The organism is Phocaeicola sp. HCN-6420 (assembly GCF_037890145.1).
GTDB lineage: Bacteria > Bacteroidota > Bacteroidia > Bacteroidales > Bacteroidaceae > Phocaeicola.
In genome coordinates, this window is sequence record NZ_JBBKBJ010000009.1 from 63,444 (window position 1) to 77,337 (window position 13,894).

The window sequence follows — 13,894 nt, forward strand, 5'->3', positions numbered from 1 at the left end:
ATAACACATCAATCATGGCAGACAACTATCTGGAACGGCAGCGTGAACAGTACGAGGCACGCAAGGCCGCATGGGAAAAAGCAAAAAAACTGGGCAAAAAGAAAGTGAAACCTACAGTCAAGCCTCAGCAGCCAACGGACAAACCCTGACACATTCCATCATCATAAGCAAACAGCTTTCGGAAGCAAGTGAATCGGTTCTGAAAAAAATCGCTACCTTTGCACGATTTTTTAAAGAAAAGCAAGATGAGAAACGCATACGAAGAAAGACTTGGAACCGACCGCATGCTGCCACTTATATTCAAGATGGCACTTCCCGCTGTCGCCGCACAGTTGGTAAACCTGCTATATAATATCGTCGACCGTATTTATATCGGTCATATTCCCGATATAGGAACAGATGCACTGGCGGGCATTGGAGTGACAAGTGCCGTCATTATCCTGATATCTTCGTTTTCGGCCATCGTAGGAGGCGGAGGAAGTCCGCTCGCAGCCATCGCCCTGGGACAAGGCAACCGTGAACGCGCAGGCAAAATTTTAGGCAACGGATTTATCCTGCTGTTACTTTTCACACTGGTAACCTCGGGTATCACTTACATCTTCATGGAGCCGATACTGCTCTTTACCGGAGCGTCCGAACGTACTATCGGCTACGCAACCGACTATCTTTCCATTTATCTGCTGGGCACCTTGTTCGTAGAATTGTCCGTAGGGCTGAATACGTTTATCAATACGCAGGGACGTCCTGCCATTGCCATGTGCTCGGTACTGATCGGCGCCATCCTGAACATCGGTCTGGACCCTCTGTTCATCTTCACCTTCGGTATGGGAGTAAAGGGAGCCGCACTCGCAACCATTCTGTCGCAGGCATGCAGCGCCATTTGGGTAATATCTTTCCTTATATCGAAAAAAGCCTCGCTCAGGCTGGAATACAAATACATGAAACTGCATAAAGGCATTGTACTCTCCATCTTTGCATTGGGCATCTCACCATTCATCATGTCGAGTACAGAGAGTCTTGTGGGCTTCGTACTGAACAGCAGTCTGGAAAAATTCGGAGATATCTACGTCAGTGCATTGACCATCATGCAGAGCGCCATGCTCATTGTAAGCGTTCCGCTGTCAGGATTTGCTCAAGGTTTTGTCCCCATTGCCAGCTACAACTATGGTCAGCACAACAAAGAACGCCTGAAAGAATGCTTTAAAATAGTACTGACCATTATGTTCTCCTTCAATTTTCTGCTGGTACTGTTCATGATTCTCTTCCCGTCGCTGGTAGCATCTGCCTTTACAAGCGACCAGAAACTGATAGCGACCGTAGAACAAGTCATGCCTGTTTTTCTGGGAGGGATGACCATCTTCGGCTTGCAGCGTGCCTGCCAGAACATGTTCGTCGCACTGGGGCAAGCCAAAGTATCAGTCTTCATAGCCTTGCTACGCAAGGTTCTGCTGCTCATTCCGCTCGCACTTCTCCTGCCCCGCTTCATGGGCATGATTGGTGTTTATGCTGCCGAAGGAATCTCCGATGCAACCGCAGCCATCTGCTGCACGGCTATTTTTGCCATGCAGTTTCCCCGCATTCTACGCAAAATGCAGGATAAAGCCTGAATACATCTTTATTCAGATTCAGGCTTCCGGCTCATTACCCGGTGGAAATCGTTCACAATCTGCTGTCCCATATTGATACGTGTACTGTCCACCTTACGGATTTCTACCGGAGTAACGGCATCCTTATATTTTGCCTTGCCCAGCTTGAATTTCATTTTATCCAGATTTCCCGTAATATTCACGCCCATCTTAAACGGCAGAGGCGATTTCAGGATAGAGATATGGTAACTGAAGTTCATATCCAACCCCTGAGTTCCTCCTACCGCCGCCTTATACCGGTCTATCTGTACAATGAAAGGATAAACCGTTACGTTACCATCTTTCACCGTCATGTTCACGGAAATACTGTCGAACATGTTACGCTTCTTGTTCTTGAACATCAGCATTTTCGAAATCTCGGCAAATGTTTCTCCATCCATCAGCACCAGACTGTCACCCTTGATGTGTACGGCAGAGCGCAACGACGGAATCTTGATATTCAGATTCGAGTCGAGTACCGCTTCGGCAGCCGCATCAAAGTCGACCACTCCCTGAAACGAACGAAGCATCGGGACAATCGTGTCCAGCGACGGAACAAATTCTACCAGCTTGGCAATATTGATTTTATGTAATTTAAAATCGAATCCGGCATATCCGCTCTTCTTTTCACGAGCCCGATAAACCAGTGTAGCATTCATTTGCGCATCCATTCCCCGCATGCTCAAGTCCTTCAGATGAACAGCCTGATTCCGGATGTCGACAGCTCCATGCACATCTTCGAAGACCATATTATCATACTTCACCCGTTTCAGGTTGGTCTGTAACTCGAAATCCAGGTTTTTAGGAATAACGAACAGTTCCAAAGAAGCAGAAGTCGTATCGGCTTCTGCCTGTAACGTATCTTCCGGAAAGTTCAATGAGTTGATAATCTGGTTACAGTCCAGATTACGAGAGGATATTTCCAGTTTCGCACGCAACGGACGATGGCGCTTCATTGTACCATATAAATCGTAGACAACCCCCGTTGCCGTCAAGTCTGAGTGTCCCACCCGGCAGGTAGCATTCTTCAATGTTATCATCCGGTTGCCTACCGTTACCGAAGTTTTCTTCATACGTATAGGCAATGCAAATTCAGGGGTCGACATCTTCATGCGATTAAAACCGATGATACCTTTCGGAATCCAGAGAGAATCACGCAACTTCTCGGCAGTAACTGCAAAGCCAGCCTTATCCATTCCCATCTTTGTCTGTCCTGCACGACAGAACATGGTGTCTGCTTTCAGAGAAAGAGCAACCTGAGGCATCGAAGGATTCTTCTTTCCCGGCTGCAGGCGCACGGTAGCATCCGCTTTCTGGCAGAACAAGGCAAGCGAGTCGCCCATGTTTCCCTTCAGCCGGTTCAGCAAGAATTTACACTCCATATCGGCTATACGGGTAGTATCCTGCGGGTTGGTAGACTTGACCGTCATCGTAAGCTTTTCCACATTCGAATTACCCAGCTTAGAGCGCAAGACAAGCTTATTAATTTCTGCCTGAGCCGCCAGATTATCATTGCCCATAAATTTCAGAGAAGCGTCGCTTGTAAACTCGAAATCCCTGTTCGTATCGCGCAACGAAAGATTTTTCAGTTCCAGTTTTCCCGCCATACGGATACGTCCCAAGTCCTGCTTCTTGATGGAAGACAGCCGGCACTTCAGATGCAGGTCGGCATCCAGATTTCCGCCAATCGTCACTCCATCCTGCAAAGGAAACGTCTTTGCCAGTGCAGTCAGGTCTGCTTTCGATTTCGTATTAAACGTAATATCGGGATCCCCCAGCAGGTCGGTCACCTTGGCATCGGCAAGAATATCTGTATGCGCTCCCTGAAAATGGAAAATCTTCAAGTCGGCATACGAAGGCTGCTGGCGCATCAAATCGACAAACGCATGAAAGTCGGCTGTAAAATCATCTATCCCGTACGGAAGTTTGTCGTACTTGGCCGATGCCTTGTCTATCTTGACTTTCAGTGTCACGGCGGGCATCTGTTCTTTTCCATACCATCCTTTCACGTCACCTTCCATCTTCACGCTCCCCTTTGCCGTCATCTCTTCACGCTTCAACACACTCTCAGGAATCATATTCAATACTGTTTCCAGCGAAGGGGCATGTAAACCATAGGCCATATCTATACAGAGAGCACGCTGAACCGTATCGCGTTTCAGGGTTCCCTTCACATCGAAAGTTATACCATTGATAGAAATATTGGCATCCTTCAGCGTCAGAGTACGTGTACGGCGGTCCAGATCGAGCGAGGTCTTCAGCTCTGTAGCAACCTTGTTGACCAGCAACTGACCGTCCTGCCAGAAAAGTACATTATCGTTGGCAAACCGCAGCCCCAGCGTAGAATGTTCCTTATGCAAGGAAGCTGTCAGGTTCAGCGAAGCATTCGTCAGACGGGCATACACCCTCGTATCGCGGTCATCAAAAATCACATTCGCACGTTTCAGTGCAACCCGACGAATATCAATACCTCCCGACAACATTTGCTTATCTGCCGAGGCTGTATCGGCTTCAACCTCAGCCGTATCGGAAGCCACAATATCCCAGTTGGCTATCCCGTCTTTATTCTTAAAAGCATAGACCGATGCATCTTCCAGTCCCAGATAGTTCAACGTAACCTTCCGCTCCATCAGGTAATCCAAAGGATTAATCACGACCACACACTTTCCAAACGAAAGCAGCGAATCGGTCTTTTGCCATGCCGTATCATTCAGCACTTTCGACACCAGATGTCCGTCTACCAGCTTCAGACCGAAACGGGGAAAAGTAGAAAAGAAAGTCAGTTCTACACTTTTCATGTCGAGTTTGGCGTTCAGCGCCTGATTGGCCGTTTTAAACACCACAGGCGTAAGCCTTGCAGGTGTAAATACAAAATTTGTCACAATCACGATGACTATCAAGACAACCGCAATCAGTGAGCCGAAAGAAATTCCGGCTATTTTCAATATCCCTTTTGTACGTTTCTTCATAATTATCACGCTTTCTAAATTTCAGGCAAAGATACAATCTTTACGATTCCGGTGTATGCTGTTTTTCTTTTAATTAAGAACTTACTTTTTTCTGCCCGTCTTCCGGAAAAAACGTCCTGACGTTTTCTGAAAATTTGTACAAATTTTCTAAGTTTTTGTACAAAAACAAATGCCTTTCCGTACAGATCTCAGGAGGAATGTCGTCAGGTTATAAAAATATTTTCACTTTTATCGAATAATATTCCACTTTCCCAAAAACATTTATTACCTTTAATTGTTTATTATAAAGATAAGCCTTATGAAAAAAATCACATTAGGAGCTTTCATGCTCCTGGCAATCACAACCGCATGCAGGGACGATAGCTATAGCCTCCCCGCAAAATCATCAACCAATCTTGTTACTCCAGCACTACATACCCGTGTGAGCGACTCCCAAAGTCCTCTCACCGGTATCGTAGAGGCTTATCCTTGTGTGTGCAAGGTAGTTCCATCTATTTCGGAAACTATGTGAATAATACGTTATCACCGATATGAAAGTACTAATTGGCGGAATTGCAGAAAAGCTGAACTTGTATACGGCCGAACCTGCCAATATGACGAAAACAGTTAAATTTGACCTGGTACGATCGACCGCCAATACACGCCTGACGGCAAACATCGTTATCGGAGATATTTTTGCAGGGGGGAGTTCCGGAAAATTCACAATTGAAAACTGGAACGAAGCCAGTGAAACAATTGAGTTTCCAGTGGTGGATTGAAGAAAAACTAAGTCCTTTCGGGGCTCCCCTGCCCTAAAAGCTTTAGCTATACAAGAATCCGTCCGACTGAAATACAGCATGATATTCTCTTAAAACAGACAAGCTGCAAACCGATTTCCAACTGAAAATTCGACGGAAAAGGGTTCAAACCCATCTTAAAAATTAGGAAAAATCCTCGCCAAGCTATAACTTTGCGAGGATTTTTTTATACGTATTATGTACATATTCCGTTCGATACACGAAATTATAAATACCGTTTCCGCTGCAAGAGGGCTGCTGACGGAAATGTTCGAGAAAAGAAAAATACTCAGCTTCAGATATTCCGACGCACTGGCTTTGCTGAAAGACGACGAAAACCGCCTGAAACTGCTCATAGAAAAAGAGGTCATTCATCAGAACGGCAATTTTGTGGAACTGGACGCGCGGTTCATGGATTTCTTCGAGCTCCTGCTTGAAGCAAACGAAGAAATCAATACGGCTGTCATAGACGAGAACATCGAGTATCTTCACGAGCTTATGGATTATTACCTGAAGGAACGCATTCCTGCACGTAAGGCCAGCTACGTAAGAAACATCAAGATTACGTTTCAGAAAATAGCGCGTACTACTATCCGTAATATCATGAACCTGCAAACCAGCATCGACAATGCCTTCAAGCATGAACCGACCTATCAGATAAAAATTGCCAAGCTGGAAAACCTCGACAAGAAGCGAATCAACATCCAGCAACTGATTGACACGACGGAAAACTTGATATTACACGAAGAACGACTGTTCTTCCAGCAGGCAACCGACGAGGAACTGAATCGCATTCTCCTGGAACTGCGCCGGGAACTGCAGTTGTCGGCCCATAGTCTTATCCGTGCCCAGCAGGATATTATCAATTACCTGAACCAGATTAAGAGCCAGATTATTCTGGTGGAAAAGATACGTCGGGTAAAATACCTGCAAGATCAGTTTGAGCTGCGTGCCAAGAGTAATCTTGCCGAAGTGCTGGAACGTGAGCATTCGGTACTGCTGGAGGGAACAACACCTACATCGTTCAAACTATCTCTCAACTTCCTGAACTCGGACGAGGCACGCCCCATCATTCTGAAAGTAATAAAGAATCTTCAGTACCGGGAAACGATACGCAGCAACGAAGCTGGCGCCTTCAGCGAAGAAGACCTGACTTCACAGGCCATGTATCAGGAAAGTATCAATCTGGAGGAAACGGTGGGCGATTATATTCAGGCACAAACCGAAGCGATATGGAAAGATCCTACGGCAGAGCCGGAGGATTTGTTCTCGTTCCTGATGCGCTATTCATTCCGCAGGGAGGTAAACGAAGAAGAACGTACTACACTGTTTTGCCAAATTGTGTCACTTTATGAATCGCAGTTTCGCATTACAGACGAGTTCGGTGTATACAAGAATTATGAATATGCTCGCATCTACCCGATGCAATAAACACATATCGTGCTGCCAATAAATAAATTGCAACTATTTATTGAAGTACAAATTAAAGCAAGTCTGAAAAGAATAAAACAAAAACATGGAACTAAATATAAGAATTCCCGACCATACGGCTGCCATCTTCGACTATCTGCAGAAAGGACAGTTCATCAGTTCGAACAGTACAAATGAAGATATACGCAACCTCTATGACATGATAGATGATGACTTTGAGGCATTGTCTGTTTATTTTGCCCAGATAGGATATACACTGGAGCGAGGCAATGAATACTTTTATTTTTCACGCACGGAACCACGCATCACACTGGAACAGAAAATCCTGCGTGCCTATTACTGGATTGACGTACTCGACTTGTTCAAGACTTACGATGAAACATTTGGTCCGGGCTATCGTTTCCAGCCGGAACAGATACTGGTAGAGGCAAACATCAACGTCATGCTGCAGAATAAACTGGACGGAATACGAAAGCACTTCTCCGACAAGGATGTACGTAAGGAGGTACTGGAAAATATGATACGCCAGCTTACGCGTGACTCTTTTCTGGAACTGGAAAACGAAAAGACCAACACTTATAAGGTTATGAGCTCCTGGAACTATCTGGAGCGCCTGATTGAAAGTATAAACATTTACGACGATACCCAAGACAATGAGAAATCTGAATAGAATCATCTTTATAAATAGTGCGAACATTCCTTATGCTGACGATATTTATCTGGACGGAAACGTGCATTTTATCGGGACTCAGGGTGTAGGAAAAAGTACCGTGCTTCGCTCTATCCTCTTCTTTTATAATGCTGACACACAAAAGCTGGGCATTCCGGTAGAGAAACAAAGCTATACGGAATATTATTTCCCTTATGCCAACTCGTACATTGTTTACGAAGTAGCTACCGAAAACGGTGCTTTCTGCATACTCAGCTTCAAGTCGATGAACCGTGTCAGTTACCGTTTTATAGACTCTCCTTACCGGAAAGAGTTCTTTATCGATCCGGAAACACGCACGGCGTATTCCGGAGCCGACCGCATACGTATGCAGCTCGACCAGTTGAATGTGGACTATTCCCGCATTATCTATACGTTCGATGAATACAGGAATATTCTTTATGGCAACGGAGTTTCTCCAGACATGAAAAAATATTCGCTGATGGAAAGCAAGCAGTACCAGAACATTCCGCGTACCATCCAGAATGTGTTGCTGAACTCTAAACTTGATGCAGAGTTTATCAAAAAGACAATCATTTCATCCATCAACGAAGATGAAACGGCTATCGACCTGAATAACTACAAGGAACATCTGAAAAACTTTGAAGTCCGCCTGCACGACATCGAAGAGTTCCAGAAGCGGGAAACGCAAAAGCAGGCAAAAGAGATCACGCTGCTTTCGGCACAGGTATCGAAACAGCAGACGGCTTTGGCACAGGGTTGTCGCGAACTGGTTGCTGCCTTTATTAAAACTCAGGAAGCTCTGCCGCAATGGCAGGAAAAGAAAATATATGCCGAAAACGAACGGGGTAAACTGATAGCCCGCCGTCAGGAGTTACAGGAACAGTCGCGCCAACGATGCGACAAGTTACAGGAAACTCTTGCCGTACTGAACAATGAACTGCAAAAGGCACAAAAGAAGGAAAAAGAATACGCCCGCCAGCAGATAGAGCAGGTAATGGAACGCTCTGCCCGAAAGGAAGAATGGAAAAACCGCCGGGACGGACTGGTGGAAGAGCAGCGCATCCTGACTTCTCAGTATACGGAGATATCGACAAAATACAAATCGCTTATCCAAAGCCTCGACGAGCAGTGGAACAAAATTCACGAAGCAAAGCTCAAGCAACTGGATGAATTGAATAACACATACAATACGCGTATCGAGGAAGGACGCCGACGCCATGAAGCTGCTACGGAAGCTTTGTATCAGGAATACGAACAGCTCTCGCAACAATTGCATCCGGAGAAAAGTGAGAAACAGAGTGCACTGACGGCAATCGACTATCAGATGCAGCTTTGCCGCAAGGAAGTTTTCTTCGAAGCCGAACAGGAAGAACTGAAACATCGCATACAGTCATATACGGGTATGCACATGAGCAAAAAGAACCGTATCGACAATGCTCAGCTCATTATCAAGGAAATAACCTTGAAATGGGAAGGCGAACTGCAAAACGGCATGAAAGAAAAAGACGATGCGCTTGTCCGGTTGCAGGCTGAACAGCAGCAATTGAAACCGCGTGTCGACGAACTGGAAACTTTCTTGCAGAACAGCCGCAACACATTGCAGGGCTGGCTGAAGGACAACAAACCGGGCTGGGAAGAGAACATCGGTAAGCTGTGCGATGAATCGATTCTCTGGCAAACAGGATTATCGCCTCAGTTGCACGACAACGGCGAGTCTTTCTATGGTATTTCCATCAATCTGGCTGGAATAGACCGTCATATCAAGTCTATCAACGATTATCAGAAAGAAAAAGAAGCGGGCATACGCCGACTGGAAGAGATTGCATCCGAGATTGCTCACCTGCAAAAGGAAAAAGAAGAACTGGAAGAGGCCTTGAAAGGCAAATATCAGCCAAAGATAAAAGAGCAGAAGGATGTAATCTCACTGCAAGAGTATGAACTGGAAAAGCTGGAAAGACAATATCAGCAGGACATGCTCGACTTAGAAAACTGGAAGAAAAAGGCTCAAGAAGAGAGGGAACGGAAACTGCACGAACTGGAAGCTCAAAAAGTTCAGGCTCAAAATGAACTGAAACTGACAGAAAACAAGTTGAATAACCTGAACAAAGAAAAAACGGATAAACTGAATGGACTGAAGCAGGAATGGAACAGTCTGCAACAGAACCTGACGAATGAAAAGGCAGAGCAGGCAGAAACCATACGGAAAGAGGAGCAAGAGGAGCAGAAGCGTATCGCATCGGTCAAGGCAGACTACGAAAACGAAATGCAGAAAGAGCTTCATACTCAAGGTGCTGATACAGAACGCCTGCAAGACATTGCCAAACAGTTACAGGACATCGAGCAGGAACTGTTGTTTATCAAAGACCATGCTACTCTACTTATCGAGTACCAAAAGGACAAACGCGACTTGATGGATCATATTCCGGAATGGAAACGTGAATATGACGAACAGAAACGTTTGCTCGACAATGAAAAGGAAGTGCTTCGCAAGGAAGCAGGTGCCTTGCAAACGGAAATTGACAAACTTGGTAAAACGCTGCATGAAGCGGAAGAAAACGTGCGCGTATTCTCCAGCAATCTGGAAGCTTACGAAAAGATTCCGGCCTACGACTGGTATAAACCTCATCAGGATATTTTCCGACCGGGAAGCTGTCCGGATACGGACGTCGCCGTACAGAAAAGCTGTATCGAACTGATTGAGGAACTGGGACGCATGGAAAATCAGTATATGCAATTGCAGAGTCGCCTGCGCAAGGAAGTCAATCTCTTTACAGGGCACTTCGACGAGGACAATACCTTCAAGTTTAAGACGAAGTTCAACGAGGACTGGGAGTACATACGTTTTGCCGATGAATTGCACGACTTCGTGGAAGAGAATAAAATCAGTGAATTTGTCCGTCGTATCAACAATGAACATTCCGACATATTCAAGCGTATCAGCATGGATACGTCGATGCTAACTGCCTCGGAAAGCGACATCCACGACCTGATAAACAAGGTCAACAAGGGATTCCAGACCTGCAATTTTGTCGGGGTTATCCAACGGATTGAAATGAAAGTGGAGGAAAGTAGCAACCGAGTGGTCAATTCCTTGCGAGCTATACAGAAGTATTACAACGAACATGCTTACGACCTTACTCCGGGCACGAACCTGTTTTCGAGTGAAAATGAGCAACTGGTCAAGCAGGAAGCAATTGCTTTGCTGCGCGATTTCATCAAGGAAATGCATGCTTACCGGTACGATAAAATCCGGTTGTATGACTCATTTGAGCTACGTTTCCGCATCGTAGAAAACAACAACGATACCGGATTCGTGGAAAAGTTGTCGAATGTGGGTTCGGAAGGTACGGATATTCTGGTAAAAGCCATGATTAATATCATGCTGCTGAACGTATTCAAGGAAAGTGCTTCGCAGAAATTCAAGGATTTCAAACTGCACTGTATGATGGACGAAATCGGTAAGTTGCATCCTAACAACGTAAACGGAATCCTGAAATTTGCCAACGACCGTAATATCATTCTGATAAACGGTTCGCCTACGGAGCTGAACCGCGATGCATACAAACATGTTTATCTCCTGACAAAGGGAGCACAAAGCAAGACACGTATTGCCCGGCTGATTTCTGATCAGAAATTGTAAGTCTGACCTTTTTTAAGTATCTTTGCTAAGTACGCATAAATAATTAGCAATGATTCAAATACTTAAATTACAAGGAACCGACAAACGACTATATCAACTGGTAGGACCGCTGGTGATGAATCCTAAAGTTCTGCAATACAACAACGGATATCCATTTAAAACAGGAGAACAGTTTGTATGGTATATTGCAGTAGAAAAGCGTAAAGTGGCAGGATTTATTCCACTGGATTTACGCAAGAAGGGACATATCATCAACAACTATTATGCAGGACCTGAAGGTCATAACGAAACAATAGGGACACTGCTTGATGCAATTGTTGCAGACGAGGGAGAAAGTACGCTGCCATTACTGGCTGTTGTACAAACTCCTCATCAGCATTTGTTTGCCCAAAAGGGATTTGAAGTGATAAAGAGTTGGAAACTATACATCAAAATGCAGAAGATACAATGAAAGAAATAGCTCAGAAGCCTAAAAATGTCTACGAACTAACTCAGGAACGCCTGCGCGTAATCTTCAATGAATTCGACAACATTTATGTATCTTTCTCCGGAGGGAAAGACAGCGGCGTGTTGCTGAACCTATGTATCGATTACATACGGCGAAACAATCTGAAGCGTAAGATCGGTGTATTTCACATGGATTACGAAATACAATATAAAATGACAATCGACTTTGTGGACCAGATTCTGGAAAAAAACAAAGACATACTCGATGTTTATCGTATCTGCCTACCATTCCGTGTAGCGACTTCCACCTCCATGTATCAGTCGTACTGGCGGCCGTGGGATGAAGAAATGAAAGATTTATGGGTCCGGAAGATGCCTAAAAATGCCATGACCATTAAAGACTTCCCGGAATTGAAGCCGGAAACATGGGATTATGACTTCCAGCTTTATTTCGCACAGTGGCTTCATAAAAAGAAAAAAGCAACACGTACTTGCTGTCTGGTGGGAATACGTACGCAAGAAAGCTTCAGTCGCTGGCGCTGTATCTTCCAAGTCCCCAAAAATATTTTATACCACAAGTATATATGGACCTCCAAGATTGGAAATGATATCTATAATGCTTATCCAATATACGACTGGCGGACAACAGATATATGGACAGCCAATGGTAAATTTAAATGGGATTATAATCCGCTATACGACCTGTATTACAAGGCAGGAGTCAGTCTGGACCGGCAGCGGGTGGCAAGTCCTTTCATCAGCGAAGCGATAGAAAGTCTGGCACTCTACAAGGCTATCGATCCTGATACGTGGGGAAAAATGGTAGGACGTGTAAACGGTGTTAACTTTTCGGCCATTTATGGTAGTACACATGCTACGGCACGACAAAAAATACGACTGCCCGAAGGATATACATGGAAATCGTTTATGTATTTTTTACTTTCCACACTACCGGAAAAAACGCGAAACGGTTATTTACGACGCCTGGATGTGAGCATCAAATTCTGGCGGACGAAAGGAGGATGCCTCAGCGATGATGTCATCCAGAAACTGATTGACGCAAAAATTCCAATTGAGGTTGTAGACAAAAGTAACTATCATACGCGGAAGCATCCTGTCAAAATGGAGTATCAGGAAGATGTCGACATTCCAGAATTCAGAGAAATTCCAACCTATAAAAGAATGTGTATCTGTATACTTCGCAATGACCATGCCTGCAAATATATGGGTTTCTCTCCTACCAAAGAGGAAATCAGTAAGAAAAATCAAATTATGGAAAATTACAAAAACATTTGGCGATGACAAACAATGATTATAAAAGTCCGGTATATAATGTGAAGGCTATCCCTGTAGAAAAAGTCGTAGCAAACGATTACAATCCTAATGTAGTAGCTCCTCCCGAAATGAAATTGCTGGAATTGTCTATTTGGGAAGATGGATTTACCATGCCTTGTGTATGCTATTACGACAAAACGGAAGATAAATATATCCTGGTCGACGGATTTCACCGGTATACCGTTTTAAAGACATCGAAGCGTATTTATGAACGCGAAAAGGGATTACTTCCTGTGGTAGTGATCGACAAGGACTTATCTAACCGCATCGGATCTACTATTCGCCATAATCGTGCGCGAGGCACACATAACATTGAACTCATGTCGAATATTGTTGCCGAACTGGATAAAGCGGGAATGTCCGACCAATGGATTATGAAAAATATAGGAATGGACCGTGATGAACTGCTTCGCCTGAAGCAGATTTCCGGTCTTGCCGAACTTTTTGCAGATGCCAGCTTCAGTATTCCTCAACCCAAGCCGGCTTATACTCCAACAACCGGCAATGACGAGGAGGTTAAATCTGTATAAGTAGCCGACACCTGCTTGCTTTATGGATCAAATAATACAACCAGCGAGAGAGAATCTGGCAAAAATGTTTCTATTCTTAAAGGAAACAGCAAGATTATGTGTACTCATTTTTACAAATCGCTGTCAAAAGAGATGCATAAGTTCAATAAAAAATGAGGGCTGATTCCGTTTGTGAAATCAGCCCTCTTAAACGATATAATTCTTCTCAAAGCGTTAGTTCAGGAACTTGTTCCCATTATTCAGCTTATGAGCTTAGCCTTAATATTCTCCAGCAATATCAGACAACCTTGCATTTTTGGGTTTTCAAAACACACTTCCGCCTGATTAAACAAACGTTCCACTGTTTCTTTCAGATTGGGAATATAGGTTGCTTTATCTACCTGTAAAGACTGAGGCAGATTCTGACTGGCAAACCAATCACGTAAAGCCTTCAATTCTTCTTTCTTATAAATTTTTCTTTCTTCCATA

At 44.4% G+C, this 13,894-nt stretch carries 12 protein-coding genes; 10 read left to right on the plus strand and 2 right to left on the minus strand.

Annotated features, from left to right (window positions below; all coding sequences use genetic code 11):
* The first annotated feature begins 14 nt into the window (after positions 1–14).
* Together WKT12_RS07455 and WKT12_RS07460 are read left to right on the plus strand one after the other, a co-directional pair.
* A complete protein-coding gene (locus tag WKT12_RS07455; protein WP_021970594.1) occupies positions 15–149 on the plus strand; it encodes a hypothetical protein in 135 nt (44 codons plus the stop codon).
* Between the two features lie 96 nt (positions 150–245).
* The gene (locus tag WKT12_RS07460) at positions 246–1,607 is read left to right on the plus strand and encodes an MATE family efflux transporter (RefSeq protein ID WP_340319292.1); all 1,362 of its coding nucleotides are present in this window, start codon (positions 246–248) and stop codon (positions 1,605–1,607) included.
* A gap of 8 nt (positions 1,608–1,615) precedes the next feature.
* On the opposite strand, the gene WKT12_RS07465 is transcribed toward WKT12_RS07460, so the two are convergent.
* Entirely contained in the window at positions 1,616–4,594 is a 2,979-nt protein-coding gene (locus tag WKT12_RS07465; protein ID WP_340319293.1) for an AsmA-like C-terminal region-containing protein, read from the minus strand.
* A 298-nt stretch (positions 4,595–4,892) separates the two neighbouring features.
* Between WKT12_RS07465 and WKT12_RS07470 the strand changes: the two genes are divergently transcribed.
* The 8 genes from WKT12_RS07470 (at position 4,893) to WKT12_RS07505 (ending at position 13,426) form a co-directional block, all read left to right on the plus strand.
* Positions 4,893–5,105, plus strand: coding sequence for a hypothetical protein (locus WKT12_RS07470; protein ID WP_340319294.1), 213 nt, complete (start codon positions 4,893–4,895; stop codon positions 5,103–5,105).
* Positions 5,106–5,124: 19 nt separating this feature from the next.
* Positions 5,125–5,352 (plus strand): hypothetical protein, encoded by a 228-nt coding sequence (locus WKT12_RS07475; protein WP_340319296.1) that lies wholly within the window; start codon positions 5,125–5,127, stop codon positions 5,350–5,352.
* A gap of 216 nt (positions 5,353–5,568) precedes the next feature.
* Positions 5,569–6,801, plus strand: a complete 1,233-nt coding sequence (locus WKT12_RS07480) for a hypothetical protein (protein ID WP_340319297.1) — start codon at positions 5,569–5,571, stop codon at positions 6,799–6,801.
* A gap of 85 nt (positions 6,802–6,886) precedes the next feature.
* Entirely contained in the window at positions 6,887–7,471 is a 585-nt protein-coding gene (locus WKT12_RS07485; RefSeq protein WP_021970411.1) for a condensin complex protein MksE, read from the plus strand.
* Positions 7,455–11,114, plus strand: a complete 3,660-nt coding sequence (locus WKT12_RS07490; RefSeq protein ID WP_340319298.1) for an ATP-binding protein — start codon at positions 7,455–7,457, stop codon at positions 11,112–11,114. Before WKT12_RS07485 ends, WKT12_RS07490 begins: the two co-directional genes overlap by 17 nt.
* Positions 11,115–11,163: 49 nt before the next feature.
* Positions 11,164–11,565, plus strand: coding sequence for a hypothetical protein (locus WKT12_RS07495; protein ID WP_021970413.1), 402 nt, complete (start codon positions 11,164–11,166; stop codon positions 11,563–11,565).
* Complete coding sequence (locus tag WKT12_RS07500; protein WP_340319299.1) at positions 11,562–12,863, plus strand: DUF3440 domain-containing protein; 1,302 nt, start codon at positions 11,562–11,564, stop codon at positions 12,861–12,863. The genes WKT12_RS07495 and WKT12_RS07500 overlap by 4 nt, the downstream gene beginning before the upstream one ends.
* A complete protein-coding gene (locus WKT12_RS07505) occupies positions 12,860–13,426 on the plus strand; it encodes an IbrB-like domain-containing protein (protein ID WP_021970415.1) in 567 nt (188 codons plus the stop codon). Before WKT12_RS07500 ends, WKT12_RS07505 begins: the two co-directional genes overlap by 4 nt.
* A gap of 239 nt (positions 13,427–13,665) precedes the next feature.
* Here the strand turns inward: WKT12_RS07505 and WKT12_RS07510 are convergent, their stop codons facing one another.
* Positions 13,666–13,893: a DUF6965 family protein gene (locus tag WKT12_RS07510; RefSeq protein WP_021970416.1), complete on the minus strand. Its 228-nt coding sequence runs from the start codon at positions 13,891–13,893 to the stop codon at positions 13,666–13,668.
* Position 13,894 lies beyond the last annotated feature (1 nt).

What these genes read in the sequence shown, in the direction of transcription:
- WKT12_RS07455 (WP_021970594.1), top strand. Translation starts at nt 15, where the DNA reads ATGGCAGACAACTATCTGGAACGGCAGCGTGAACAGTACGAGGCACGC.
- WKT12_RS07460 (WP_340319292.1), top strand. Translation starts at nt 246, where the DNA reads ATGAGAAACGCATACGAAGAAAGACTTGGAACCGACCGCATGCTGCCA.
- WKT12_RS07465 (WP_340319293.1), bottom strand. Translation starts at nt 4,594, where the DNA reads ATGAAGAAACGTACAAAAGGGATATTGAAAATAGCCGGAATTTCTTTC.
- WKT12_RS07470 (WP_340319294.1), top strand. Translation starts at nt 4,893, where the DNA reads ATGAAAAAAATCACATTAGGAGCTTTCATGCTCCTGGCAATCACAACC.
- WKT12_RS07475 (WP_340319296.1), top strand. Translation starts at nt 5,125, where the DNA reads ATGAAAGTACTAATTGGCGGAATTGCAGAAAAGCTGAACTTGTATACG.
- WKT12_RS07480 (WP_340319297.1), top strand. Translation starts at nt 5,569, where the DNA reads ATGTACATATTCCGTTCGATACACGAAATTATAAATACCGTTTCCGCT.
- WKT12_RS07485 (WP_021970411.1), top strand. Translation starts at nt 6,887, where the DNA reads ATGGAACTAAATATAAGAATTCCCGACCATACGGCTGCCATCTTCGAC.
- WKT12_RS07490 (WP_340319298.1), top strand. Translation starts at nt 7,455, where the DNA reads ATGAGAAATCTGAATAGAATCATCTTTATAAATAGTGCGAACATTCCT.
- WKT12_RS07495 (WP_021970413.1), top strand. Translation starts at nt 11,164, where the DNA reads ATGATTCAAATACTTAAATTACAAGGAACCGACAAACGACTATATCAA.
- WKT12_RS07500 (WP_340319299.1), top strand. Translation starts at nt 11,562, where the DNA reads ATGAAAGAAATAGCTCAGAAGCCTAAAAATGTCTACGAACTAACTCAG.
- WKT12_RS07505 (WP_021970415.1), top strand. Translation starts at nt 12,860, where the DNA reads ATGACAAACAATGATTATAAAAGTCCGGTATATAATGTGAAGGCTATC.
- WKT12_RS07510 (WP_021970416.1), bottom strand. Translation starts at nt 13,893, where the DNA reads ATGGAAGAAAGAAAAATTTATAAGAAAGAAGAATTGAAGGCTTTACGT.